This window comes from Flammeovirga sp. SubArs3 (assembly GCF_947387565.1).
Taxonomy (GTDB): domain Bacteria; phylum Bacteroidota; class Bacteroidia; order Cytophagales; family Flammeovirgaceae; genus Flammeovirga; species Flammeovirga agarivorans.
This window is the reverse complement of the sequence record NZ_CANDOA010000004.1, coordinates 167,906-194,291: the sequence shown is the minus strand read 5'-3', so window position 1 is coordinate 194,291 and position 26,386 is coordinate 167,906. Positions and strand designations below refer to the sequence as shown.

The 26,386-nt window shown below is 35.4% G+C and carries 19 protein-coding genes; 13 read left to right on the top strand and 6 right to left on the bottom strand.

Annotated elements, in window-relative coordinates:
• Positions 1-208: 208 nt before the first annotated feature.
• From QL232_RS13065 to QL232_RS13035, 7 genes are all read left to right on the top strand, one after another.
• Positions 209-850 (top strand): polysaccharide deacetylase family protein, encoded by a 642-nt coding sequence (locus tag QL232_RS13065; RefSeq protein ID WP_281614450.1) that lies wholly within the window; start codon positions 209-211, stop codon positions 848-850.
• A 79-nt stretch (positions 851-929) separates the two neighbouring features.
• On the top strand, positions 930-1,709 hold the full coding sequence (locus tag QL232_RS13060) for an AAA family ATPase (RefSeq protein WP_168881794.1): 780 nt from the start codon (positions 930-932) through the stop codon (positions 1,707-1,709).
• Between the two features lie 78 nt (positions 1,710-1,787).
• The gene (locus QL232_RS13055) at positions 1,788-2,735 is read left to right on the top strand and encodes a ParB/RepB/Spo0J family partition protein (RefSeq protein ID WP_281614449.1); all 948 of its coding nucleotides are present in this window, start codon (positions 1,788-1,790) and stop codon (positions 2,733-2,735) included.
• On the top strand, positions 2,735-3,448 hold the full coding sequence (locus QL232_RS13050) for a DUF5683 domain-containing protein (RefSeq protein ID WP_168881796.1): 714 nt from the start codon (positions 2,735-2,737) through the stop codon (positions 3,446-3,448). The genes QL232_RS13055 and QL232_RS13050 overlap by 1 nt, the downstream gene beginning before the upstream one ends.
• Before the next feature lie 8 nt (positions 3,449-3,456).
• Positions 3,457-4,182 carry a 4-hydroxy-tetrahydrodipicolinate reductase gene (gene dapB, locus QL232_RS13045; protein WP_281614448.1) on the top strand — a complete coding sequence of 242 codons (726 nt, stop codon included), beginning with the start codon at positions 3,457-3,459 and terminating at the stop codon, positions 4,180-4,182.
• Between the two features lie 10 nt (positions 4,183-4,192).
• Complete coding sequence (gene lepB / locus QL232_RS13040) at positions 4,193-5,467, top strand: signal peptidase I (RefSeq protein ID WP_281614447.1); 1,275 nt, start codon at positions 4,193-4,195, stop codon at positions 5,465-5,467.
• Positions 5,468-5,558: 91 nt separating this feature from the next.
• Entirely contained in the window at positions 5,559-7,739 is a 2,181-nt protein-coding gene (locus QL232_RS13035; RefSeq protein ID WP_281614446.1) for a S46 family peptidase, read from the top strand.
• Positions 7,740-7,799: 60 nt separating this feature from the next.
• On the opposite strand, the gene QL232_RS13030 is transcribed toward QL232_RS13035, so the two are convergent.
• The gene (locus tag QL232_RS13030) at positions 7,800-8,249 is read right to left on the bottom strand and encodes a hypothetical protein (RefSeq protein ID WP_168881800.1); all 450 of its coding nucleotides are present in this window, start codon (positions 8,247-8,249) and stop codon (positions 7,800-7,802) included.
• 104 nt (positions 8,250-8,353) lie between these two features.
• Between QL232_RS13030 and tsaD the strand changes: the two genes are divergently transcribed.
• The 3 genes from tsaD to lgt all read left to right on the top strand — a co-directional run bounded on the left by tsaD (position 8,354) and on the right by lgt (position 10,653).
• Positions 8,354-9,373 (top strand): tRNA (adenosine(37)-N6)-threonylcarbamoyltransferase complex transferase subunit TsaD, encoded by a 1,020-nt coding sequence (gene tsaD / locus QL232_RS13025; RefSeq protein WP_281614445.1) that lies wholly within the window; start codon positions 8,354-8,356, stop codon positions 9,371-9,373.
• A 6-nt stretch (positions 9,374-9,379) separates the two neighbouring features.
• Positions 9,380-9,706, top strand: a complete 327-nt coding sequence (locus QL232_RS13020) for a hypothetical protein (protein ID WP_168881802.1) — start codon at positions 9,380-9,382, stop codon at positions 9,704-9,706.
• Between the two features lie 95 nt (positions 9,707-9,801).
• Entirely contained in the window at positions 9,802-10,653 is an 852-nt protein-coding gene (lgt, locus tag QL232_RS13015) for a prolipoprotein diacylglyceryl transferase (RefSeq protein WP_168881803.1), read from the top strand.
• 59 nt (positions 10,654-10,712) lie between these two features.
• Here the strand turns inward: lgt and QL232_RS13010 are convergent, their stop codons facing one another.
• From QL232_RS13010 to QL232_RS12990, 5 genes are all read right to left on the bottom strand, one after another.
• A complete protein-coding gene (locus tag QL232_RS13010; RefSeq protein WP_281614444.1) occupies positions 10,713-12,134 on the bottom strand; it encodes a sulfatase in 1,422 nt (473 codons plus the stop codon).
• 2 nt (positions 12,135-12,136) lie between these two features.
• The gene (locus tag QL232_RS13005; RefSeq protein ID WP_281614443.1) at positions 12,137-13,555 is read right to left on the bottom strand and encodes a sulfatase; all 1,419 of its coding nucleotides are present in this window, start codon (positions 13,553-13,555) and stop codon (positions 12,137-12,139) included.
• A gap of 31 nt (positions 13,556-13,586) precedes the next feature.
• A complete protein-coding gene (locus QL232_RS13000) occupies positions 13,587-14,996 on the bottom strand; it encodes a sulfatase (RefSeq protein ID WP_281614442.1) in 1,410 nt (469 codons plus the stop codon).
• 3 nt (positions 14,997-14,999) lie between these two features.
• Positions 15,000-15,923: an alpha/beta hydrolase gene (locus tag QL232_RS12995; RefSeq protein WP_281614441.1), complete on the bottom strand. Its 924-nt coding sequence runs from the start codon at positions 15,921-15,923 to the stop codon at positions 15,000-15,002.
• A 103-nt stretch (positions 15,924-16,026) separates the two neighbouring features.
• Complete coding sequence (locus QL232_RS12990; protein ID WP_281614440.1) at positions 16,027-18,405, bottom strand: glycoside hydrolase family 3 N-terminal domain-containing protein; 2,379 nt, start codon at positions 18,403-18,405, stop codon at positions 16,027-16,029.
• Between the two features lie 471 nt (positions 18,406-18,876).
• Here QL232_RS12990 and QL232_RS12985 point away from each other — a divergent pair, with 471 nt between their 5' ends.
• From QL232_RS12985 to QL232_RS12975, 3 genes are read left to right on the top strand one after another with little or no spacing between them, the layout of a single operon-like run.
• Positions 18,877-22,044: a TonB-dependent receptor gene (locus QL232_RS12985; protein ID WP_281614439.1), complete on the top strand. Its 3,168-nt coding sequence runs from the start codon at positions 18,877-18,879 to the stop codon at positions 22,042-22,044.
• Between the two features lie 10 nt (positions 22,045-22,054).
• A complete protein-coding gene (locus QL232_RS12980) occupies positions 22,055-23,593 on the top strand; it encodes a RagB/SusD family nutrient uptake outer membrane protein (RefSeq protein ID WP_281614438.1) in 1,539 nt (512 codons plus the stop codon).
• A gap of 15 nt (positions 23,594-23,608) precedes the next feature.
• Entirely contained in the window at positions 23,609-26,377 is a 2,769-nt protein-coding gene (locus QL232_RS12975; protein WP_281614437.1) for a sulfatase-like hydrolase/transferase, read from the top strand.
• The last annotated feature ends 9 nt before the right edge of the window (positions 26,378-26,386 follow it).

Here is a 26,386-nt window from a genome sequence, read left to right as displayed (position 1 = left end):
AAATATAAAGATCTTATTTTTTTATTTGCAAATAATCAAATTAGGAATCGCTCCGTTTTTATAAATAATTACGAAGTCTAAGGGTATTTTATCATATTTTTTACACTACAAATACTGATATACAGCATTTTAAACAAAAAATAAATATCATTCCTAAGCTTAATATTAAAGATCTTATATTTGTAGGTGTATTAGAAAAACTATAAAAATGATTCAAAAAGTCGGTAGTATCGTTAGAGATAAACTATTCCCGAGTCTAACTTGGAAGAAAGAGCAAACAGATCAGCCTACAATCTATCTTACATTTGATGATGGACCGATTCCAGAGATCACACCTTGGGTGCTTGAACAACTTTCTAATTACAATGCTAAGGCTACATTTTTCTGTGTAGGTGATAATATTAGGAAACACCCTGAAGTATATCAGAAAGTATTAAGTGAAGGCCATACCGTTGGCAATCATACTTTCAACCATTTACAATATTGGAAAAATGGTCTAACTAAATATTTAGAAAATATTGAGGAGTGTCAAAAATGGCTGGAAAGTGACACCTTATTTAAAGGTCAATCACAAAAGAATCTTTTTAGACCTCCACATGGCCAAGTTGGAAAAAAGATGATTCGAGAAATCCTACCCAACTATGAGATGATCATGTGGCATGTGTTAACGCGAGACTATAATAAGAACTTCAAAAAAGAGAAATGTTTGTCTACTGCAATCAAGCTAACTGAAGACGGTTCGATTGTAGTTTTTCATGATAGTATTAAAGCAGAAAAGAATCTCAAGTATGTTTTACCTCGATTTTTAGCTCATTTTTCTAAAAAAGGTTATCATTTTGCCTCACTTTAAATAAAGAGAATATATTTTTTAAAGTAGATGGTGAAAAAAACTATATTTGTGTTTACTAAGAATTTAAGAAGGATACGCAATGGGTAAGATCATAGCAGTAGCTAATCAAAAAGGCGGTGTTGGTAAAACCACAACAGCAGTTAATCTAGCAGCAAGTTTTGCTGCCATGGAATTTAATGCATTATTGGTAGACGCCGATCCACAAGCAAACTCTACTTCGGGATTAAACCTTGATCCTAAAGAAGAAAGAAAAAGTATTTATAACTGCATGGTGGAAGACATCAATGTAGAAGATATAATTGTTAACTCTGAGTTTGATTATTTAGACATTATCCCTTCACATATCGACTTGGTAGGTGCGGAGATTGAAATGATTGATATTGAAGACAGAGAGAACAGAATGCTAAGAGCTTTAGAGCAAATTAAAGATAAATATGACTTTATCATTATTGACTGTTCGCCATCTCTTAACCTTATTACAGTAAATGCCCTTACAGCTGCAGACTCTGTTATTGTTCCTGTACAATGTGAGTTTTATGCACTTGAAGGCTTAGACAAATTACTTAATACTATTAAGCTGATTCAATCTCGTTTGAATCCTAATTTATTAATAGAAGGAATTTTAATGACCATGTATGATACTCGTTTAAGATTATCCAATCAGGTTATTGAAGAAGTGAAAAAGCACTTAGGTGACTTGGTGTTTGATGTTATTATTCCTAGAAATATTAAATTAAGTGAGGCACCTAGTTTTGGTGTTCCTGTAATTGCACACGATGCTGTTAGTAAAGGAGCTGTTTGCTATTTGAATTTGGCACAGGAAATCCTTTCAAAAAACAAGATCGAAGTAAAAGCTTAAATAACCCCAAAATGATCCTGAAATAGTACAGCGATTATTTACACAATTTGATTAACTTATTGATTCGGCTGAATTATTATGCCTGATAAACCAGAAAAGAAAACATTAAAAAGAAGAAATGCATTGGGCAAAGGACTTGGTGCATTGCTTGGAGATTCAAACAAAGCAGAATCTACTTCCTCTTCAACTTCAGAAAAGGAAACAGAAGCTGTATCTGTAAATATAGTTGAGAAACTAGATGAAATTGCTGTTGAGCATATAGATAGAAACCCATTTCAGCCAAGGCTTGAATTTCAAGATGAGGCATTAAGAGAACTTGCCGATTCTATTCGAGTTCAAGGCATAATTCAACCTATCACAGTAAGAAAATTAACGGAGAATCAATATCAGATTATTTCCGGTGAAAGACGTTGGAGAGCTTCTAAAATGGCAGGACTCGAAAAGATCCCTGCTTATGTAAGAGGTGCCAATGATACACAAATGCTAGAAATGGCATTGATTGAAAATATTCAGCGAGAGGATTTAAACCCTATTGAAGTTGCGATTTCCTACCAACGACTCATCGCTGAATGTGATCTAAAGCAAGAAGAACTTGGCGACAGAGTAGGCAAGAAAAGATCTACAGTAGCCAACTACTTACGTTTATTGAAATTGCCTCCAGAAATCCAGTCTGGATTAAGAAAAGGTACTATTAGTATGGGGCATGCTAGAGCATTAGTAAATGTAAATAGTATAGAAGTGCAATTGGCACTTTTTGATATGATCGTAAAAAATGAGCTTTCTGTAAGAAAAACTGAAAACCTAGTACGTGATGTCATTCAAGGTAAAGATCTTGTAAATAGTAAGACAGCTCAGAAGAATCAACCTTTGGACTTTGAGTTTAGTCGATTACAAAGAGACTTATCTACACATTTTGGAACACAAATTAAAATCAAAAACTCATCAGAAGGTAAAGGAGAAATTAAAATTCCATACCAATCTGTTGAAGACCTTAACCGTATTTTAGACATTCTAAAAACTCACTGATGTCGAGCAATCGCACTTATTATATTATTCTATCATTATTTAGTCTATTCTTTTTAACTATTAACTCCTCTTATTCTCAAACTGTTACCGATTCAACAACAGTAGAAGAGAAAGAGTTAACTGCGGAAGAAAAAAGAGAATTAAATCAAAAATCAATTGATTCCTTGACCTCTATTAAACAGGTTCCGAATCATATTGATCCAAATGAGAGGAAGCGAAAGAAAAAGACTCAGTACAAATCTCTGACCGAGCCTACGAAAGCATCGTTTTATACGATTGTAATTCCTGGACTCGGTCAGATTTATAACGACAAAGCCTGGAAAATCCCTATTTTATATGGTGGTTTTGCTGTCTTTGGATACTTTATCAAGTTCAACCATACCAACTATATACAGAGTAGTCATTGGTTGGCATACAAATCGGATGCTGATCCGACAAACGACGATCTTATTCCAGAAGAATATAGAGGTCTTTCGGAAGACAACTTAAGCTCAAGAAGGGATCGTTTTCGTAGGGATAGAGACTTCATGATTATTGTAGCATGTGGTTGGTACCTACTTGGAGCATTAGATGCTGCTGTAGATCAACACATGAGATACTATGATGTAAGTGAAGATTTATCACTTAAAATTGCTCCTTCTGCTATTCAAGATCCTTACAGTGGACTTCCTGCATTGGGCGCAAGGTTAACATTACAATTGAACACTAAATAATAAAACAAATGAATTTTTTATTAATCGGCTACGGTAAAATGGGTAAAACCATTGAGGGTATATTACAAGAAAGAGGTCATCATGTAGTAAAGGTTATCGATATGGATAATCGTGCTGATTTAGAGACATTAGATCCTGCAACTGTAGATGTAGCGATTGAATTTACTCAACCTAGCTCTGCATATGGCAATATTAAAACTTGTCTTGATAAAGGAATCCGTGTAGTCTCTGGAACTACAGGCTGGTTAGATAAAAAAGATGAAATTGAATTAGCAACTAAAAATAATAAGACAGCATTTTTCTATGCTTCAAATTATAGTTTAGGCGTAAATATCTTCTTTGCTTTAAATAAAAAATTAGCAAAAATGATGTCTGCATTCAATAAAGAATATAAATCTTCAATGGTAGAAATTCACCATACGCAAAAGTTAGATGCTCCTTCTGGAACAGCAATTACTTTAGCTGAAGGTGTAATTGAAAACTTTGCTGGAGTAGACAAGTGGACATTAAAAGGTGAAGACGCTGCTGTTGACAATGGTATTGAGATTGAAGCGGTTCGTGAACCAGAGGTACCAGGTACACATGAAGTAACTTACGAATCTGAGATCGACCGTATCGATATTAAGCATACTGCTCATTCAAGAAAAGGTTTTGCTTTAGGAGCTGTATTAGCTGGAGAATGGTTACACCAAAAAGAAGGTATTTTCGGAATGGAAGATATGCTTGACTTATAATAAAGGGATAATGAGTAAAAAAGAAACTAAGAAAGGATTTTTAAAAGAATGGGGAGATGCACTACTTTTTGCTGTAGTTGCTGCCACATTTATTCGTTGGGTTGCTTTTGAAGCGTTTACGATCCCTACTTCATCAATGGAGAAGTCTCTTTACATTGGTGATTACTTATTTGTAAGTAAGTTACATTATGGACCAAGAACGCCAAAAACTCCTCTTCAAGTACCTTTAACACATCAAAAAATCTGGGGAACTGACATTAATTCATTTTCTGATTTAATTCAATTACCTCAATTTAGATTACCTGGATTTAGTTCAGTACAAAACAATGATGTAGTTGTATTCAACTATCCTGCTGAAGAAAATGATTATCCATCAGACTTAAAAACCAATTATATCAAAAGATGTATTGGTATTGCTGGTGATGATATTCAAATCAAAGATCAAGTGGTTTCTATCAATGGTCAGGTTGTAGACTACCCTGAGTACATCAAACTACAAACTGATTATACGGTAAAAACCAAACAACCGCTAGGTCTTAAGTTTTTAGAGGACAACAACCTTTATTACAACATCGACAATATAGCTAGGTTCCCTACTCTTCAGAACGAGGCAGCATTAAGAGAATATATGATTCGTCAAGGTGCTACCAACTTCTATGGTAACTTGACTAAATCTAAAGATGGTATTTATACATATCATCACTTGAACTTAACAGATGAACAAGTAGCTGCTCTTAAGGCCTCTGAACTTGTTGTAGCTGTTGAAAAAATGATTGACAATTCACGTTTCAGAATCTTTGGTAATGCTGTAAACGAATGGACAACTGATAACTTTGGTCCATTACATATTCCAAAAGAAGGAGAAACGGTGAGCATTAATGAAGGTAACTGGCCTTATTACAAGGATATCATCCAAAAATATGAGGAAAATGAAAACCCTCAATTTAAAGATGGTAAACTTTATATTGGTGGTCAGGTTCAAGAAAGCTATACCATCCAACAAGATTACTATTTTATGATGGGTGATAACAGACACAACTCACTGGATTCTAGATTCTGGGGTTTTGTTCCTGAAGATCATATTATTGGTAAAGCTGTGATGGTTTGGATGTCAAACGATCCAAATCCTCAAACTGGAAGCATCCGTTGGAATAGATTATTACACATCATTGATAGTGACTTCCAACTTCCTGTAGCAGTGAAGTTTATTATCGGAGCTTTATTCTTCGGAATGATTATCTTCTTCTCAATCAGAGATAATAGAAAGAAAAACAACAACCTATAAGGTAATACTTTATACTTACGCCGAAGCTATTAGAAGAATAGCTTCGGCTTTTTTACACAACCACCACCATATATAACCAACAATATTTGAAATGAAAAAATACTTTCACATTCTCCTATTTGCATGTGTGATCGTACCTTCATCGGTATTTGCACATGAAGGGATGTGGCTACCGTCACTCCTACAACAACTTAACGAGGAAGACATGAAAGCTAATGGCTTTAAATTGTCTGCTGAAGATATCTACTCTGTAAACAAGTCCAGTATGAAAGATGCTGTGGTTTGGTTTGGTAGAGGTTGTACAGGCGAAGTAGTCTCAGATCAAGGCCTAATTTTAACCAACCATCACTGTGGTTATGGACAAATCCAATCGCATTCCACTGTAAAAGATGATTTACTTACAAATGGTTTCGCTGCTCAATCTTTTGGAGAAGAGCTTCCTAACTCTGGGTTAACGGTTTCTTTTGTAGTTCGAATTGATGACGTAACATCTAAAGTTCTTGCAGGGGTTAAAGACGGAATGCCAGAAGACAAACGTCAAGGAATTATAGACGAAAACATTAAAAAAGTAGGTGATGCAGCTGTAAAAGGTACACATTACAACTACATCATCAAGCCATTCTTTTATGGCAACGAGTACTACATGTTTACAATGGAAACTTTCAAAGATATCCGTTTAGTGTTTGCTCCTCCATCTTCAATTGGTAAATTTGGTGGTGATACCGACAACTGGGTATGGCCACGTCATACAGGCGACTTCTCTATCTTTAGAATCTATGCTGATAAAGATGGTAAGCCTGCAGAATATTCAAAGGATAACGTACCATACAAACCTAAATACCATTTCCCAATTTCATTGAATGGTGTTAAACCTGATGACTTTACTATGGTTTATGGTTTCCCTGGAAGAACGCAACAGTACTTACCATCGGAAGGCGTTTCCTATGTGGTGAATACTTCTAATCCTATTAAAATCGCGATGCGTGAAAAAACTATCGAGATTTTAGATAAAAACATGGCTGCTAGTGACGAAGTAAGAATCAAGTATTCTGCGAAAAAAGCAAGAGTAGCTAATGCTTATAAAAAATGGATTGGTGAAAGTAAGGGACTAAAACGTCTTGATGCCATCAATAAGAAAGAAGAACAAGAAAAAATGTTCGAAGAAGCAGTTAAGAATAAGCCAGAATATGCTTCTTTATTAGAAAGCTTCAAGAAAGAATTTGCTGAGGTTGAAAAATACCAACTTGCCAGAGACCTATACATTGAAGAAATGTATTATGGCCCAGAAGTTTTACGCTTTGCTCTAGGTTTTAGTGAACTGAAATCTTTACAAGCAGGTAGCCCTGAAATGACAAAAACAATTGCCGCATTAAAGAATAAAGCAAAAGGTTTTTATAAAAACTATGATAAAGCAACGGATCAAGAAATATTTGTTTCTGCTTCTACACTTTACTCTGGAGCAATTGATGTCAGTTTCTTACCAGCTGAATTCTTAAAAGCTAAAGAAAAAGGGTCGTTTGATAAACTAGCTGGATCTATTTATAAGAAGAGTATTTTCGCTAATCAAGAGAAATTAATGGCACTACTAGATGGTTCTGAAGCTTCTATTTATGCTAAAATTAAAAAAGACCCTGCCTTTGTTTTAGCAAAAGAGATTTATGACATCTATGCGACTCAAATTGTTCCTGATTACCGTAGATTGACAGAAGAGATTGACTTATCTATGCGTACATATGTAAAAGCACTAAGAGAAGTTTTCCCTAATAGAGAATATGTAGCTAACAACAAGGGAGCCAGCAAAAAATATTGGTCAGATGCCAATTCTACTCTTAGAGTTACATATGGCAAGATCGAAGGCTCTGAACCTCGTGATGGTGTAGAATTTAAATACTACACTACTCTAGAGGGTGTTATGGAAAAAAGATTAACTGATGTACCGATGACACATGAGTTCTATGTTCCTCAAAAGCTTATGGATCTTTACAAGTCAAAAGACTATGGGCAGTATGGAGAAGGTGGAAAAATGATCGTTTGTATTACAGGTTCGAACCATACTACTGGCGGTAACTCTGGTTCTCCAGTAATTAATGCGGAAGGACAACTCATCGGTATCAACTTTGATAGAACTTGGGAATCTACAATGTCAGACTTAATGTTTGACCCTGTGAAATGTAGAAACATTATTGTTGATATCCGCTATGTTTTATTTGTTGTGGATAAATTTGGTAACTGTCCTCGTTTAATTGAAGAAATGACTTTAGTGAAACAGTAATCTAATTTTCATTTATATAAAAGCCTTGATCGTTAGTGTTACGATCAAGGCTTTTTTCTTTTATTCTAAATTTAATCTTTCTGTCAATTCTTCAATTGCTTCTTCTTCATCATCACAAACTCCATCAGAAGCTTCAGCAAACAAATGAAGGATATCCAAGATATCTTCTTTTTCATCATCATTTTCCTCCAGATAACTGTGTAAAGTATCCAAAAATGGTTCTTTCCACTTATCTAGAGATTTCACTAAGTATTCAAGCTCCTGAAAATATGTTTTTTGGAGACTATCCAACTCAGGTTTTGTTAAAGAGCTTTTGTAAGCATCAGCCATAAATTTTGACAAATACTTTACAAAGACCCATTCTTCTTCATCGACTACCCCATCAGAGGCAACAATCAATAAACATGGGAAATAAGTAAATAGTGTCTGAAAATGTTCTCTTGAAATGTCAACATTATTAGTAGCTATATATTGTGCGTAGAGCTCTTCTGTTTTTTTGTGTGCACTCATAGTTATTTCAAAATAGTTTTCAATGTCAGTTAATGTGTGAGAAAATTGTTAGGGTGTTCAAAACTATAATAGTAATTTTGCCTTTCAAAGCAAAGTTAAATAGAATGAGCGGAACAATCCTAGCTATAGAATCATCTTGTGATGAAACATCAGCATCAGTAGTCAAAAATGGTACTGTACTTAGTAATATAGTATCTACACAAGAAGTACACCAAAAATATGGTGGTGTGGTTCCTGAATTGGCTTCTAGAGCACATCAAAAAAATATTCTTCCTGTTGTCAGTGCTGCTTTAGATGAAGCAGGAATTGAGAAAAAGGACCTTGATGCTGTTGCTTTTACTAAAGGACCTGGTCTTCTTGGAGCATTACTGGTAGGTACTTCATTTGCTAAAGGTATGGCTATGGCACTTGATATTCCATTGATTGGAGTAAACCATATGCAAGCACACATTCTTGCTCATTTTATTGATGATCCTAAACCGAACTTCCCATTTTTATGTTTAACAGTGAGTGGGGGCCATACTCAATTGGTTGTTGTTCACTCTCCTCTAAATATGGAAATTGTAGGTGAAACAATAGATGATGCTGTTGGTGAGGCTTTTGATAAAACAGCCAAAATTATGGGGTTAGATTATCCTGGTGGTCCATTGATTGATAAATATGCGAAAGAGGGTGACCCGCTAAAATATGAATTCCCTAATGTAAATATTCCAGAGTATAATTTCTCTTTCAGTGGAATTAAAACGGCATTCTTGAACTTCCTTAGAAAGGAATCTCAGAAGGATGAAAACTTTGTGAAGGATAATATGGCAGATCTTTGTGCTAGTATTCAATACACTCTTATTAAAATTCTTATGAAGAAATTGATTAAAGCTTCTAAGGATTTAAATATTAAAGAAATTGGTATTGCCGGTGGTGTTTCTGCAAATTCATCACTAAGAAATACTATATTAGAGGAAGGAAAAAAGAGAGGGTGGAATGTTTTTATCCCTGAATTTGAACATTGTACTGATAATGCTGCTATGATTGCTATGGCTGCCCACTATCAATACGAAGGAAAAGATTTCGAAGCTTTAAATACATCTCCTAATCCTCGATTAAAATTTACAGGATCAGAAAAGTAAGAACTAATGAGCATTTTTATTGTCCTATTTTCATTTGCTATAGCGATTGGTCTAGGCTCTTATTTAAGTATTAATGCAAAAAAGAATAAATTAAATTCTCCAGACCACACTTCTACACCTGAACTAAACGACGCCAACGTTATTAGTTTAGCAAGCCAATATGAGGATGGGATAAGTGTTGCGGCACTCTGTCTTAAAACCAAATCTTCTGCAAAAGCAGCAAAGAAAAAATTGGAAGAACTGAGATCTGAGGGCATTTTACATTTGTCTATTGGAGAAAATGGAACTGAAAAATACATGATCAGTGATACCTCTTTGCTTGATAAAAAGTAAATGTAATACGATACATCTTCACTGATTTTAAAATTGCCTTTTGATTACATATCAAAAGGCTTTTTTGTTTATAAATGCTTTTACATATTTGTAGTATGGAATCACTACTAGCATACATAAACTGGGATGTCAATCCTGAGATCCTCCCAGGTATTTTACCTGTGAGATGGTATGGTTTACTTTTCTCACTAGGATTTTTCATTGGCACATGGATTATGGCCAAAATTTTTGTTAGAGAAAATAGACCTGAGTCTGATGCAGACGCAATTTTAATTTACATGGTAGCCGCTACAATAATCGGAGCAAGACTTGGCCATGTATTTTTCTATCAACCTGATTATTATTTAACCCACCCTATAGAAATTATTCAAATCTGGAAAGGTGGTTTAGCCAGTCATGGTGGTGCGATTGGTATTATCGTCGCATTGTATTTTTATGCTAAAAACCGACCTGATCAACCTTGGTTATGGATACTGGATAGAATTGTAATTCCAGTAGCATTAGCGGGTTGTTTTATTCGTTTTGGTAACCTGATGAACTCTGAGATTATCGGTAAAGCAACGGATGTACCTTGGGCATTTATCTTTGAAAGAGCATATGTTGAAGATCCTATGACTCCACGTCATCCAGCACAATTGTATGAATCTTTAACTTACTTATGTATCTTCTTTATTTTAGGTGCAATCTATAAAAAAGAAGGTCCAAAATTACCGCAAGGAAGGTTATTCGGTTTATTCCTAGTACTTGTCTTCGGTATGCGATTTGTTTGGGAATTCTTTAAAGAAAACCAAGTTGCTTTTGAAGCAAATATGGAATTAAACATGGGACAATGGTTGAGTATTCCTGCTGTATTAGCTGGTTTATTCTTTATCTGGAGATCGACAACTCCTGCCGCTGCTCCTCCTCCATATCCTGAGGTTAATCCTAATGAAGGAAAAAAGAAATAAATAAAAAACTCCACTGAAAATACATTCAGTGGAGTTTTTTATTTGATCCAATACTTAAATTATCTAGACTCTTCTAGTTTATATTCTTGTAAAGCTGAAGCTAGTAAATCTCTATGCTTATTTACTTCATCTGCATAAGCAGGGTCCTTCACAATATTTTTATTCTCTTGAGGATCTTTGATTAAATCATACATCATTTCAGCAATCACTTCTCCTTGTTTGTTTTTGAATAATGTATATCTAAAACCTTTAGTTCTAATAGAATCACCTTGTTTCCATCTACTCAAAGTATAGTCTTTAACCGATGCCTTTGGATTCTTTAAAATTGGTAATAAAGATTGCCCTTGTAATTGTTGAGGTTGGCTAATCTCTGCCAATTCACATAACGTAGGGAAGATATCAACAATCTCTGCAAAGCCTTCTACTTTTGCCTTCTTTGTTTTTTTAGAAGACTGTGGCTTGATAATTAATGGAACGTTTAACGCTATATCAAATGTTGAGTGTTTTGCCCAGAAGGTATGTTCACCCAATTGCCATCCATGGTCACCCCAAAGCACAATGATTGTATTGTCGTACAAACCTTGCTCCTTAAGTTCTTGAATAAGTTCACCTAAAAGGTAATCTGAGAAACTTACTGAAGCATAATATCCATGTTTTAGCTTTCTAGCCATTTCATCACTCACGTTTCCTTTACGCGGAACTGTTCTGTACGCTCTAAGTTCACCCCATGTCGTTTTTGCGATGTTAGGCATTCCTTCTGGCAAGAATGGGTTTTCTGCCATGGCAATTTCCTCTTCATTATATAAATCCCAGAAACGTTTTGGAGCAACGAAAGGCAAATGAGGTCTAGCCAAACCAACTGCCATAAAGAAAGGCTGATCTTTTTTCTTGAACTCTTTAAGTTTCTTTTTTGCTAGATCAACAGTTCTACCATCCAAAAAGTCGGTATCCTTACTGTTCTCTACGATTTCGTAAGGTAATGACTTCTTATAAGGTTTCTGTGGATTTTCCTTATCAGCTACCAAAGCTGGATCATGCCACTCAAACATATCCTCTGCAGGATGAAACTCAGTCCAAGAACGTTCTACAGCATCTTTCTTACCATGAATTACTTTACCTGCTGAAAAAGTGTAATAACCGTTTTCTTTAAAGTGTTGACCAATGGTAACGGCATTAGGATAATCCTTATCAATTTTAGCTCCTGCATCTACAAATCGAGTTACAGTAGGTCTTACGCCTGTATGCATAGAAGCTCTTGATGCTCCACAAACTGGCACTTGACAAAACGCATTATAAAAGGTTGTCGCATGCTTACTTAATGCATCTATGGATGGTGTTTGAATTGTTTTATTATCATAACACCCCAGCTCAGGTCGAAGATCATCGACTGTGATTAATAAAACATTCGGCTTCTCTTGAGAGAAGCTGATAGTAGGTAGCAACATTGCTCCTACTACCAAACTTTTAATTTTTTTATACATAATTAACTAGCAGCTTTAACTTCAGCAGTCCAATTCTTAATCATTTTCATTAACTCAGCATTTTTAGGATCGTTGGCATTAAAAATATTATTTGCCTCATATGGATCCTTGCTTAAGTCGTATAACTCATAACGCTCTTCTTTATAGAAGTACATCATTTTAAGGTCACCGTCTCTTGCTACAGTTACATGAATATCGCCTGTAGAGTTTGGTCTTGCTCTCGAAGAGTGCCAGAACAATACACGATCTTTAGATCTACCTTTTTCGATATTAGTTTTAATACTCACACCATCAAGGTGTTCGCTTGGGTATAAGTTCAAATCACATAAGTCTAATAAAGTAGGGTATAAATCTGTATTTGTAGTCACCTGATCAATCACTTTATGTCTAGAAATCTTTGCTCCTGAGAAGATCAAAGGAACTTTTGTTCCACCTTCATAAGAGTGGCCTTTACCTGCTCTTAATGGTAAATTAGAAGTGGCTAAATCTCTATTGCTTGTTAAACCTCTATTGGATAAACCACCATGATCAGAAGTAAATACAATGATCGTATTATCATAGATACCTTGTTCTTTTAAGGTTTTAACTATTCTTCCTAAGCTCTCATCCACAGACTCTACCATTGCTGCATATACAGGATTATTTTGGTGCATTTTCATTTGTCCATCTTTCTGAGTGTACTCAGGACCTTCAAATGTCATACCTTCCAATTTCGTCTTGTATTTCTTAATCATTTCCTTCTTTGCTTGGAAAGGAGTGTGCACTCCATAGTGACTTAAAATTGCAAAGAATGGCTTTTTATCATGATTAGCAGTAATAAAATCAATTGTTTCATCTGTAAGACGGTCAGTTAAGTACTCTCCTTCTTCACCTTCATCCAACCCAATGATTGTTCCATGACCTTTCTTGTTGATCTTTTTAGGGTTCTTTGAAGTGTTATATGGAAAGAAGTAAGATTTAGGAGCTCCAGCTGCACAACCTGCGATATTGATATCATATCCTTTATTATGTGGCCACTCATCTTCCTCATGACCTAAATGCCATTTACCAGCAAAGAAAGTATGGTACCCTTGATCTTTGAATGCTTGACCAATTGTCTTTTCATTATCATAAAACTTTTTCCCTTTAATGGTATTCTCATTTTTTGCTGGAATACCTGCTCTTGCCGGATAACGCCCCGTCTGTAAAGCATATCTTGATGGTAAACATCTAGGGTGAGCTACATAAGCATTCGTAAAGTCTACTCCTTCTTCTGCTAAAGCATCAATGTTAGGAGTCTCATAAAAATCAGCATCATGATGTGAAATATCAAAGTATCCCAAATCATCTACTAAAAATATCAATACATTTTTTTTGTCCTGAGCTATTACACTACTAGCACAGAATAAAAATAAACTAAATAATAAGTTCAAATATCTCATGATTAATATAATTGATGTTGTTAATCTTAATTTAATTTGAAGGTATTCTTACTGCATTGACGTCTTTCTGCCAAGCTAGAATTTTTTCCTTCAATCGTTTCGCTACCTTGTGATCTTCTTGGTAGATATTATTCTCTTCATAAGGATCTTCATCTACTTGATACATTTCGAATCTTTCCTCATCATAGAAATAAAACAACTTGTAGTTACCTTCTCTCACTACAGTACAATTAGTATCTCCCGTAGACCTAGGTCTAGCCATTGGAGAATGCCAATAAATTGTTCTTTTTATCTTCTTATTTTTTGTGATCGCTTTTTTGATGCTCATCCCATCTTTGTGTTGAGAAGGAATCAATGGCAAATCACAAAGATCAAGAAGTGTAGGATAAAGATCTGTATTTGTTGTCAATTGCTCCGACTTTTGTGATGCATTCGGAACATTACCTGCGATAATTAAAGGTACTTTAGTTCCACCTTCATAATTATGTCCTTTTCCGGCTCTTAAAGGTAAATTCGAAGTAGCGATTTTCCTTTTGTTACCTACACCTCTGTTCGATAAACCTCCATGATCTGAAGTAAAGACAATAATTGTGTTATCATATAAGTTTTTATCTTTCAACGCTTTCACAATAGCACCTAAACTTTCATCTACAGATTCTATCATTGCAGCATAAACTGGATCATTTTGATGTAGCTTTGTTTCTCCATCCTTATGAATAAACTCAGGTCCTTCGAAAGACATTCCCTTAAGTTTATTTTTATACTTCTGAACTAGCTGTTCTTTCGCTTCTAATGGAGTATGTACACCATAATGGCACAGCATCAAGAAAAAAGGATCTTTGTGTTCTCCATTAATGTATTGAACTGTTTCTTTTGTCAAGCGATCAGTTAAATACTCTCCTTCATTTCCTTCTTCCAAACCTACAATCACCTTATGATTTCCTGATCTCTTTGGATCTTTTGGGGTGTTATAAGGATAAAAATACGATTTTGGTGCTCCTGCACTACAACCTGCTATATTAACATCGTACCCTCTATTGTTAGGCCATGTTTCTGGTAGTTTACCCAGATGCCATTTTCCAGCAAAGAATGTAGTATAGCCATTGTTTTTAAATGCTTGACCAATTGTTATTTCGTTATCCGATAAATTACATTCATCTTTTCCTTGGAAACCCGGAACACCTACTCTTGCAGGATATTTACCCGTCTGTAATCCGTATCTTGAAGGAACACATCTAGGATGTGAAACATAAGCATTAGAAAAATCTACACCTTCTTTGGCTAATGCATCAATATTTGGCGTTTCATAAAACTTGGAACCATGAAGGCTAATATCATAAAATCCCAAATCGTCTACTACAAAGACAACTACATTTTTCTTCTGAGCAAGAACAGAAGATAAAATAGTAAAGCTGAATATAAAAAGTAATAATGTTCTCATCACTTATTGTCTTATTGGATAAATAGCATCAGACGGAATCTCTACTTTAAAATTCTCTTTTAAGTAGTTCTGCTCCACTAAGAAATCATCTGTTGCTTGTAGTGTATCATAATACCATCTGCTCACTGTACCTGCTGGGTATCCTTGTTTTTTCCCGTATCCTTTATTGAAAAAAGAGTGTTCTGCTCCAGTGTAAACTATCATTTTTATATCTACACCTGCCTCTTGTGCTCTCTTCTCAAAATCTCTTGCGATATCTAATGGTATAACCTTATCTAAGTCCCCTAACTGTACTAAAGTGGAAGGAAAAGCATTACTCACATTTGGTCTTGGACTAAATGTTTCCCATTTAATACCTTTTGCGGATAGTTCTTTTTCTACTAAACGGAATCCATAACCTTTATCACTTACATCCAATACTGGATTAAAAAGTAATAGTAAATTCGGTTGGTAATCTTTTTTCGTAATGGAAGTACTCAATGGATCAATAAATGCAGTACTTGCTGCTAGATGTCCCCCTGCTGAACCGCCTCCAATAGCGATCATGTTTTTCTTAATTCCGTATTTCTTTGCATTTTTTCTTACAAAAGCTACTGCTTCTTGTGCATCTTCGACAGCTTCGTAGATTGTTGTATTGTTTCTCTTCCTTACCCTATATTCTGGGCAGAACACAACAAGACCTCTATCTGCAAAATGTTTTGCCTGATTATAGAAAGCTTTGGGACTTCCAGAGTTCCAACCACCACCATGGATAAAAATTATTGCTCCTTTGGAAGAGGCCTGCTTTTCTGGCTTAAAAATATGTAATGATAGTTGTAGGTCATCTACTGTTTTATATACCTCCTTTTCTGTAGGTTGAATGGCTTGTCCAACTACAGAAAATTGGATAAATACAGAGATAACTAGTAGTAATAATTTTGCTTTCATTTCATAAAGAGGTTAAAAAATGTGAGGGTCCATTATTTAAAATAGTCACACAGTTATGGACCCTCAATCATTTTAATTTTTGATACTTTATTATACTTACAGATTACATGGCCGGATAATTCGGCTTGTAACTGTTAAGGTCTAATTTTTTTGTTTCAGAAACCTCCAATTTAACCTTTGTTAGATCTTTATCTCTTGATGAAGAACCAACCATAATTGTGAAATCGCCTTTTTCAACGATCCATTGCATTTCTTGATCAAAGAAGGCTAAGTCTTGAGTATTCAACTCAAATGAGATTGATTTTTTCTCACCTGCAGCTAAAGATACTTTTTTGTATGCCTTTAATTCTTTGATTGGTCTTGTTACTGAAGAGTAATTATCTCTGATATAAACCTGAACAATTTCATCTCCATCTCTTTTACCAATGTTTTGAACATCACAAGAGACAGTAAATGATTCATCTCCTTTAATTGTTGATTTATCAATGGCAACATTTGAAGTTTTGAACTCAGTGTATGAAAGACCAAAACCAAATGAGTACAATGGATTTTTATCCGTAAACTTATACTTATGGAAGTAGTGTGAAGGCTTATGGTTATAATATAACTTGATTTGACCTGCTGTTCTTGGTACTGTGATCGGTAATTTTGCTGTTGGGTTCACATCACCAAATAAGATTTCTGTGATCGCCTGACCACCAAAGCTACCTGGCTCCCATGCTTCAAGAATACCATTCATATTGTCTTCTAACCACTCTTCACCAATTGGTCTACCGTTTACTAATACTGCTACTACTGGTGTACCTGTTTTTTTAATCGCTTTGATTAACTCTAACTGACGCCCTGGTAGATCGATATAAGCTCTATCTGTATTTTCGCCACAAGTCTTGTTTTTCCAATCGTATCTTAATGAATTTTCTCCTACAACTACAATTGCCAAATCAGACTTAGATGCTCTTACTGCCGCCTCTCTGATTGACTTATCAGAAGTTTGACCAATAATTTCACCGCTATTATAGTAATCTAATTTAAATCCTTTTTGCTTTGAAACAGCTTCTAAACCTTCTTTTACAGTAACAACTCTGTCTTCAGGTTGGTACCAGTGCCAATCTCCTAAGATTGTTTCATTGTTAGCGTTAGGCCCTGTTAGGAATACTTTTTTATACTTACCTCCTGCTAAAGGAAGGATACCATCATTCTTTAATAAAACGATTGACTTTCTTGCTACTTCTAATGCTGTTGCTTGATGCTCTTGGTTGAAAACAATTTCTTCTGCTTTTTTCTCATCAACAAAAGGATTTTCAAATAAACCAAGACGGAATTTTACTTCTAATATCTTAGCACAAGCGTCATTTACTCTTTCTTCTGGAACTATACCTTTCTTAACCGCTTCTACGATAGATTCTGTAAACTTAGGACCATGCATGTGCATATCCATACCATTATTTACAGAAGTTCTGAAGGCATCATCCATCGTTTCAGCTTGGTGGTGAAGTGTATGAATTCTTTCAATATCCATCCAATCTGATACATAGAAACCTTGGAAGCCGTATTCTTCTCTAACAATATCTGTCATTAAAAGCTTACTGTTATGACATGGAATACCATTCACTTCGTTATGTGCTGTCATAATAGAAAATACATTCGCTTCTTGTACAGCTCTTCTGTAAGGAGGTAAATGTACTTCTCTAATTGTTCTCATTGAGATATCTAATGGAGAAGCGTTGGTACCATTCATAGGCTCTCCACCACCGATTAAGTGTTTTGCACAAGCAATTACTTTCTCATTTCCTGTAAAGTTTTCACCTTGGAAACCTTTAATCATTTCAACACCCATGTTACCTACAAGGTATGGGTCTTCACCGAAAGTTTCGCCAACTCTACCCCAACGGGCATCTCTAGCGATATCGATATTTGGCGTAAATGCCCAATGCGAACCAGTAGCTCTCATTTCTTTGGCAGTTTCTACACCAATTCTATTAGATAATTGCTCTTCCCAAGTACTTGCTAAACCAATTGGAGTAGGATAAATAGTTGCTCCATAGTTTAAACCATTACCATGAATGGCATCAATACCTATTAATAGTGGGATTTGTAATCTAGATTTTTGAGCTAGTTTTTGTAAGTGGTTTGCTTCCTCAGCAGAGATAACATGTAAAAATGAACCGATTTTCCCTTCCTCAGTCATTTTTGCAATATCCGAAGAATGAAGTCCAGGATAAAAACCTAATGCATCATTATTATGCAGGTCATCTGGAGACAAATCTTCTTCTGCTTTTTTCATATGTTCTAGGCCTACATATTGGGCCATTTGGGCAACTTTTTCTTCTAATGTCATTTGAGACATCAGGTCTGCCACACGATCTTGAATCGCTACGTTTGTGTTTTTGTAGATAGGTTGATCGTTGCTTGCTTTTGTTTCACATCCGATGATGCCAACAGCTAATGCCAGAGCAACAGCACCTTTGATTATGTTTCTCATTGTCGTATCAAAAAATTAAATTATTGATATCACAAATCTCGAAAAGATCTAAAAAAATGTAGTTTAATTATTAATCTTACACTTATAAAAATGGTTCAATAAAAAAGTATTCATAGTACTTACAACCCTCTTAATATAGTCAAAATAAAGGTTTTATTACTTTTTTTAAACATTGAACGTTTTTCAAACCTACAAGAACTATTACTCATCTATTGTGATATCTACACTTTATACATTTGTTACATCAAGGCCAACAAAATGAATTATAAAATATTAATAAGAAATCACATGGAAAATTATTACCTTAAGGAATGAAACATCAGTAATGTAGAATCAGCCAAGTTCATTAAATCGCTAAATCAAGTAGTTTCGAGACTACTAACTAATCGAGAAAAAATTTAATGAATTAAATAAGTACGTTAATATTGATATCAACTTCAACAGATTTTTTTCAGTTGAATAACACATAGTATGATGAAGTGTATAAATCTACTCTTTATTCTGTTTTTACTAACGCTATCCAATAACTTCACTTTTGCACAAAACCAAGAAACTTACACTGTAGAAGGTATTGTAAAAGATGAAAGTGGAATCACTCTACCAGGAGTGAATGTATACGTTAGAGAAACAAGGAACGGAGTCAAAACCGACTTCAATGGAAAATTTTCAATCAACCTAGAAGAGACCGCTACTTTGGTTTTCTCTTACATAGGTATGAAGACGAAAAGAGTCGAAGTAAATCCTTTCGATTTAACCAATAGAAATTTAGATATTGTGCTTAAAGAGGACATGGAATTACTAGACGAAATCGTCGTAGTAGGATATGGTAGTCAAAATGCCAGTGACCTTACCGGTTCTGTATCACAATTAAAAGAGTCTGACGATGTAGTGAGACAATACAATAGTGTTGACGAAGTACTACAAGGACGTATGGCCGGTGTTCAAGTAACAAGTAACAGTGGTCAGCCAGGTTCTGGTATTAGTGTAAAGATCCGAGGTACAAACTCATTAAGAGGTAACAACGAACCATTATATATTGTTGATGGTATCGTTATCAGTTCAGCAGGTGAAGATACTAATTCTGCTTTTTCTGATGGAAACGAAGACCAAGGAGTTCAAAATGGTCTTGCAGGTATTAACCCAAGAGATATTGAATCGATCGAAGTACTTAAAGATGCTTCCGCTACAGCTATTTATGGTTCAAGAGGTGCCAATGGTGTAGTTTTAATCACGACAAAAAAAGGTAATAAAGGAAAAGCTAAAATCAATGCTTTTGTAAATACAGAAGTAGCAATGATCTCTAAAAAGATTGATGTATTAGATCCCCAAGCATTTGCACAAATGACCAACGAGGTATCTATGATGAAGGGACAGCTTCCTAAATACCACATCAATAATGGTCAGATTTATGGTGTAGATGGGAACGGTTCAATTAGCAATGTTCCATTGACACAAGTAAATTGGCAAGATGAAATTTACCAACCAGGTGTAAGTACCAATGCTCAACTTTCCGCTTCAGGTGGTACTGATAACACAAAGTACTATATCTCTGGTGGTTTTAATGACATGAATGGTATTGTAGAAAATTCTAATATGAAGTCTGGAGACTTAAGAATGAACCTACAAACTAAAGTAACGGATAAATTGAAAGTAGATGGCCGTATGTCGATGTATTACTCACAAGGTCAGTTTGCTCAAAGTGGTTCGAAAGGTGGTAGTAGCCGTTCATTCACAAAATCGGTAGTCAACTTCCAACCATTCTATGAGCATGATGCTGAAATCTCAGACATTGGTTTATCATCTCCACTATCATTTATTGAAGACTACGAAGATTTAACGCAAGAGTTAAAATTATTCGCTTCAATGAATGCTACTTATTCATTCAATAAGAATTTCAAATACCAAATGAGAGCGGGTACTAACTATAGATCGAAAGAAAGATCTATTTGGTACGGTAGCAATACTCAAAAAGGTAGTCAGACAAACGGTGCATTAGGTATTTCTGGATTAAGCAGATATTCTTATGTGGTTGATAACTTATTTATGTTTAATAAGAACTTCAATAAGAAACATAGAATTGATGCAGTAGTTGGTTTTGTAGTAGACGGTGTAACGAGTACTCAATCCAATTCAGAATCGGAAAACTTCCCGGTACATACATTAAAAGCAAGAGCCCCACAATTAGGACAAACTATTGTAACTCCTTACACTGAAATGACGAGTTCAGAACTATTGTTATCAGGTTTAGGTAGATTCTCATACACATATGATAATAAGTATACCTTAACTGCTACAATGAGAGCGGACGGGTCGTCAAAATTCAAATCACAAAACCAATTTGGTTACTTCCCATCAGCGGCCGCAGCGTGGCATATTTCTGAAGAGAATTTCTTAAAAACTTCAGACGTTGTTTCTAACCTAAAGCTTAGAGCATCTTGGGGTCTTACAGGTAACCAAGCTATCACTCCTTACCAAACTTACGATAACTACGGTGTTGTTTACTACACAGATTACAACAACAACACTATCATTGGTGCAGGACCTAATAACATCGGTAATGAAACTCTGAAATGGGAAACAACGCAGCAATCTAACGTAGGTATTGATTTCGGTTTATTTGAAGGAAAGATTTATGGTTCATTTGATGCTTTCTATAAAACAACAGATGACCTTCTTCAAGAGATTATGATTCCTACTTCAACAGGTTTTACTAGTTACTTAACCAACAGAGGTAGTATTGAAAATAAAGGTATCGACTTTATGCTAGAGACAGTTGCTTATTCTAAGAAAGACTTAACAATTACGGTAGGTGGTAACATCTCTGTAGTTAGATCAAAAGTACTTGATTTAGGTATTCCAGAAGCTCCTGTATATATCAACGGTCAAGAGCAAATGGCCTCTTATTACTTAGGCAACAACATCTCAACGGGTACTTACTTTAAGCAACCTGCTAACATCTTTATGGTAGGACAACCTGTAGGTGTATTCTGGGGGTATCAAACCAACGGTATTTACCAAACATCTGAAGATGCAGCCAATGGTCCAAGTGTAAATGGTAATGCTCCTTCTGCAGGTGATATCGCTTTTGTAGACCAAAATGGTGATGGTAATATTGATGCTTCAGACATGACAATCATTGGTGATCCTAACCCTGATTTCATCTTCGGTTTCAATACTAAAATCACGTATAAAAACCTTACAATTAGTGCATTGTTCACTGGTTCATTCGGCAACGACATTGTTAACGGTAACTTATTGATCGAATCAGATGCTTACCAAAATAATAAGAACGTAAGACCTGAAGCATATTACAATGCATGGAGACCAGGTGTAGGTGATGCTTCTGCTCCAAGATTAGATCATCCGGATGCCACATTATTCACTGATAGAATAGTTGAAAGCGGTAACTACTTAAGATTATCCAACTTAACAATTGGATATGACCTACCGATCAAATCAAACAGTATCTCAAGAATGAATGTATTCTTTGCGGGAAGAAACCTGTTTACATTAACCAACTATTCTGGTTATGACCCTGAGGTCACTTCATTTATGAGCGATGGTAGTATTATGGGAGTTGACTGGAACTCATTCCCGAATGCAAAAACATACTCATTAGGTCTAAACGTCACTTTCTAAACATACAGGCATGAAAAATAAAATCATTATATTTTTATCGTTTGTACTTTTATCCACAAGTTGTTTAAAAGAAGATCCTCCATTTTTAAGTGATGAAAACTTATTCACTACTGATGAAGGAATAAAAACAGCAGTAAACGGTATTTACTCTTCTATTGCTGGATTTAATTACTATAGTTCTGATTTAATGCAATTGGTAGACTTCCACTCAGGGATGCTACAATCTACAAGAGCACAAGATCAAAACGCTATTGCAGCCTTAAACCCACTTCCTAATGATACATTTGTAGAGAATGTTTGGAAAGCATCGTACCAAGCGATCAACAGATCAAATGAAACGATCATGGGTATTGCTAAGTTCCAGGAAGACCCTTCGGAAACTGCATTAAATGAATTGGGGCAAGCACACTTTATCAGAGCATTGGTTTACTTTAATTTAGTTCGTTTATATGGCGATGTACCTTTAAGAACAGATAAATTAAACATTGAAAACTTAGATGCTCCAAGAGTTGAAAAAGACAGTGTTTATCAATTAATCATCAGTGATTTAAAACTTGCTGAAACGAACCTTTTTGATAAATCAGTTCAAAATATCGGTCGTCCGGGTAAACAGGCTGCCAATATGTTATTAGCTAAGGTGTATGTTACTTTAGCAGGTAACGAAAGTGGTTCAGAATATTGGGCAATGGCCAAAGAAGAAGCATTAAAAGTTTACGGTCAATATCAGCTAGTAAGTGATTACAACACACTTTGGCAGGAAGGCACAAGAAACAATAACGCGGAATCAATCTTCGAAATCCAATACAACCAAGCGAATAGTGGTAATGTAATTCGTTTACATACTCCTAGTAATGCTTTTGTAGGCCAATCATGGGGACGAGTTTTACTTAACCCAGAAGTAATTGATCAGCACATGGGACAATACCCTAACGATCCTCGTTTTGAAGCTACTGTAATGTACAACTACATCAAGTACAATTCTGATGGAACAGAGAATGGCGAGCAAAAGATTTACCCAATGGTCGCAAGAACAAGTAAATCAAAAGCATTCCCATTTGTAGGTAAATTCTGGATCTGGGATCCTAAAACACCTACACCTTATTCTGATGCCAACCTAACAGTCATGAGATACTCTGAGTTATTGATCATGTTAGCTGAAATTACTAACGAGATAGACGGTCCTGCAGCTGCAGAGCCTTACATTAACGAAGTACTGACAAGAGCTAGGAATTCTGAAGGAGGAGACGGTGTTCAACCAGAAAATATCACTGGTTTATCACAAGATGAGTTCAGAATGAGAATTATGAGAGAATATCAATATGAACTTCTAGGTGAAGGTGGCGAATGGTTTAGAAACCGCCGTAGAGGACTAGAATATTTTACGACACAAGTAGTAAACGTTCATAATGATCGTGTAGCTCTAGATGGCAACCAAGGATTTGATGTAACTTATGATGATGCTGAAAAAGCGATGCTTCTTCCAATTCCTCTGACTGAAATCAATACCAACTTACAAATTGGTAGTGATGATCAAAATCCAGGTTATTAATCGATACTTATTATCATGAAAAAATATATTTTAAGTTTTTTCCTACTAACTGCAGCATGGTCTTTGGGCCATGCTCAGCAGCAGGAAAAAAAGAACATCTTATTCATCGCTGTCGATGACCTTAAGCCTACCTTAGGTAGCTTTGGTGATGATTACGCCATCACACCAAACATCGATAAATTAGCGGATGAAGGGACTGTCTTCTTGAACAACCACTGTCAGCAAGCTGTTTGTGGTCCATCGAGAGCCAGTTTATTAACTGGATTACGTCCAGATATTGTAAAAGTATGGGATCTAAAAACAAAGATTCGTAACAAGCGACCTGATGTTGTAACACTACCTCAACATTTTAAGAATAATGGTTACTTGGTTTATGGTGTAGGTAAAATTTACGATCCTAGAAGTGTTGATAAACAACAAGACGCTGCCTCTTGGACAGAGTATACACTTCCTCAAAATTTAAAATACCCTGAAGGGTTTAAAGAGCCTGTATTCTCTTACTACCAAAACCCTGAAAATATTAAGAAGATTAGAGCTTTACGTAAAGAAGCTGAAGCAAAGGGAATAGAGAAAAAGAAAATAAATAAGTGGGTACAAAGCCGCTATAAACCTGCCTACGAAAAGGCTGACGTTCCAGATGATGCATACATTGACGGAGCAATTACTAACCAAGGTATTGAGTACATAAAAGAACTTTCAAACAAAAAAGAACCTTTCTTTTTAGCTGTAGGTTATAAGCGACCTCACTTACCTTTTTCTGCTCCAACAAAGTATTGGGATTTATACCAAGAGAATGAAGTACCTATAGCCAAGTTCCAACATAAAGTAGAAGGTGGTTACGATAAAGCCTACCATACTTCCAACGAACTAAGAGGATACAAAACTGAAGGTTTAGAAGTTGGACAAGAAGACGGTTTAGCTGTTATTTCAGAAGATGGCCAAAGAAAATTAATCCACGGATACTACGCGGCTACATCTTATGTAGATGCTTTAGTTGGAAAACTGATCGGTCAACTTAAAGAAAGCGGTTTAGATAAAAATACCATCATTATTCTTTGGGGTGATCATGGTTGGCATTTAGGTGACCATAGACTATGGAACAAGCACTCCAACTTTGAGCAGGCAACTCGTTCGCCAATGTTGATTGTAGATCCTACTCAGAAAACAGTAAAACAAGTAAATAGTGTTACTGAATTTGTAGATATCTACCCTACCCTTTCTGATTTAGCAAATATTCCTGTTCCAACTCATTTATCAGGAACCAGCTTAAAGCCATTATTAAATGGTTCAGAAAAAGTAGTTAAAGATTATGCGGTAACTCAGATTGCCAGAGGACAAATTACTGGTTATTCTTTAAAATCTGGAGACTTAAGGTATACAGTTTGGTACGATAAAAACCCTCGTACTAAAAAGTCTTTAGAAGGTTCTAAAAGAGTTGCAGAAGAGTTATACGATTACGCTGCAGATCCTTTGGAAACAAAGAATCTAGCTAATCATAAAGCCTATAAAAAGAAGTTAGAAGCAATGCGTACATTATTCTTAGACTTCTTTATGAACGAAAGAGAGTACAAAGAATTTAGTGTAGGTCAAACTCAATCTTCTAAAGATGATTGGTTAAAAGATGCTGAAGCTCGTATCGAGAAACATAGAAAAGGAGATGTATCCTTAACTGTCTTGGACAAGAAAGGAAAGCCATTTTCTGGTGAAGTAAAAGTTGAACAGATAGGCCACCAATTCCGTTTTGGTGGCATTGTCAACTCTCAATTATTTACTAGTGATAAAAAAGAGATTTACGAAGAAACATTTGCCTCTGTCTTTGAACATGCAGGATATGAAAATGCTCTAAAGATTAAGCATAAGAAAGCTTTCGAAAAACGTCATGATCAAATTGATCCTTTTCTAAAGAAAAACAATATCTCGCTAAGAGGTCATGCTTTAGTTTGGGAAAAACAAAAGAACATGCCGAAGGAAGTTCAAAAGTTTGTTTCTGATAAAGACACAACACAACTGATCGCTTCTTTAGAAGAGTATGTAAAGTTTGGTCTTGAAAACTATAATGTCATTGAATGGGATGTTTTGAATGAACCTAGAGAGTGCCATGATGTACAAGACTTAACAAAAAGAAATTCTTGGGCTCACTGGTTTAAATATGCAGAACAAATCAGAACGAATGAAAACGTAAAGTTCTACTTAAATGAGAACAAAGTGATTTCTTCTCCATATAAAACTGCCGAGAAAAACATCTCTTTTCATTATAAAGTCATAAAAGATATTCTTGCAGAAGGTGCTCCATTGGAGGCGCTAGGCTTCCAATCTAGAATGAAACAACACATCCACCCTGCCGATATCTATGACAGGCTAAATATCTTCGCTGAATTCGGTTTACCAATGCTAGGGACTGAATTTGAGATTGTCGATTCCAACTATCAAAAGTTTACTGAAGAAGATAGAAAGAACATCACAAGAGAAGTGATGACTGTTTACTTCTCTCACCCTATGGTAGAAGGACTATATGTTTGGACTCCATTTGGTACAGACAGAAAAGCCTTTTATGATTTGGATGGTAATCCAAGAGCAGAAGCAGAAGTATGGAAATCTCAATTAGCCGAATGGTCTACAAAAGAAACCTTATCTACAGATAAATCTGGTGCTGCAAATTTTAGAGGTTATAAAGGCACGTATAAAGTTAGCATCACTAAAAAAGGGAAAACATATACAAAAGTATTTAAAGTTGACCAGCCTGAAAATACTATTACAGTAAAACTCACTGAACTTGCCAACTAAAAAGACATT

Bases quoted from the DNA above. Each gene is read 5' to 3' on its own strand.
- QL232_RS12980 (WP_281614438.1), top strand. From the start codon at position 22,055: ATGAAAAATAAAATCATTATATTTTTATCGTTTGTACTTTTATCCACA.
- QL232_RS13030 (WP_168881800.1), bottom strand. From the start codon at position 8,249: ATGAGTGCACACAAAAAAACAGAAGAGCTCTACGCACAATATATAGCT.
- QL232_RS12985 (WP_281614439.1), top strand. From the start codon at position 18,877: ATGATGAAGTGTATAAATCTACTCTTTATTCTGTTTTTACTAACGCTA.
- dapB (WP_281614448.1), top strand. From the start codon at position 3,457: ATGAATTTTTTATTAATCGGCTACGGTAAAATGGGTAAAACCATTGAG.
- QL232_RS12995 (WP_281614441.1), bottom strand. From the start codon at position 15,923: ATGAAAGCAAAATTATTACTACTAGTTATCTCTGTATTTATCCAATTT.
- lgt (WP_168881803.1), top strand. From the start codon at position 9,802: ATGGAATCACTACTAGCATACATAAACTGGGATGTCAATCCTGAGATC.
- QL232_RS12975 (WP_281614437.1), top strand. From the start codon at position 23,609: ATGAAAAAATATATTTTAAGTTTTTTCCTACTAACTGCAGCATGGTCT.
- QL232_RS13065 (WP_281614450.1), top strand. From the start codon at position 209: ATGATTCAAAAAGTCGGTAGTATCGTTAGAGATAAACTATTCCCGAGT.
- QL232_RS13060 (WP_168881794.1), top strand. From the start codon at position 930: ATGGGTAAGATCATAGCAGTAGCTAATCAAAAAGGCGGTGTTGGTAAA.
- QL232_RS13010 (WP_281614444.1), bottom strand. From the start codon at position 12,134: ATGTATAAAAAAATTAAAAGTTTGGTAGTAGGAGCAATGTTGCTACCT.
- QL232_RS13005 (WP_281614443.1), bottom strand. From the start codon at position 13,555: ATGAGATATTTGAACTTATTATTTAGTTTATTTTTATTCTGTGCTAGT.
- QL232_RS12990 (WP_281614440.1), bottom strand. From the start codon at position 18,405: ATGAGAAACATAATCAAAGGTGCTGTTGCTCTGGCATTAGCTGTTGGC.
- tsaD (WP_281614445.1), top strand. From the start codon at position 8,354: ATGAGCGGAACAATCCTAGCTATAGAATCATCTTGTGATGAAACATCA.
- QL232_RS13035 (WP_281614446.1), top strand. From the start codon at position 5,559: ATGAAAAAATACTTTCACATTCTCCTATTTGCATGTGTGATCGTACCT.
- lepB (WP_281614447.1), top strand. From the start codon at position 4,193: ATGAGTAAAAAAGAAACTAAGAAAGGATTTTTAAAAGAATGGGGAGAT.
- QL232_RS13050 (WP_168881796.1), top strand. From the start codon at position 2,735: ATGTCGAGCAATCGCACTTATTATATTATTCTATCATTATTTAGTCTA.
- QL232_RS13055 (WP_281614449.1), top strand. From the start codon at position 1,788: ATGCCTGATAAACCAGAAAAGAAAACATTAAAAAGAAGAAATGCATTG.
- QL232_RS13020 (WP_168881802.1), top strand. From the start codon at position 9,380: ATGAGCATTTTTATTGTCCTATTTTCATTTGCTATAGCGATTGGTCTA.
- QL232_RS13000 (WP_281614442.1), bottom strand. From the start codon at position 14,996: ATGAGAACATTATTACTTTTTATATTCAGCTTTACTATTTTATCTTCT.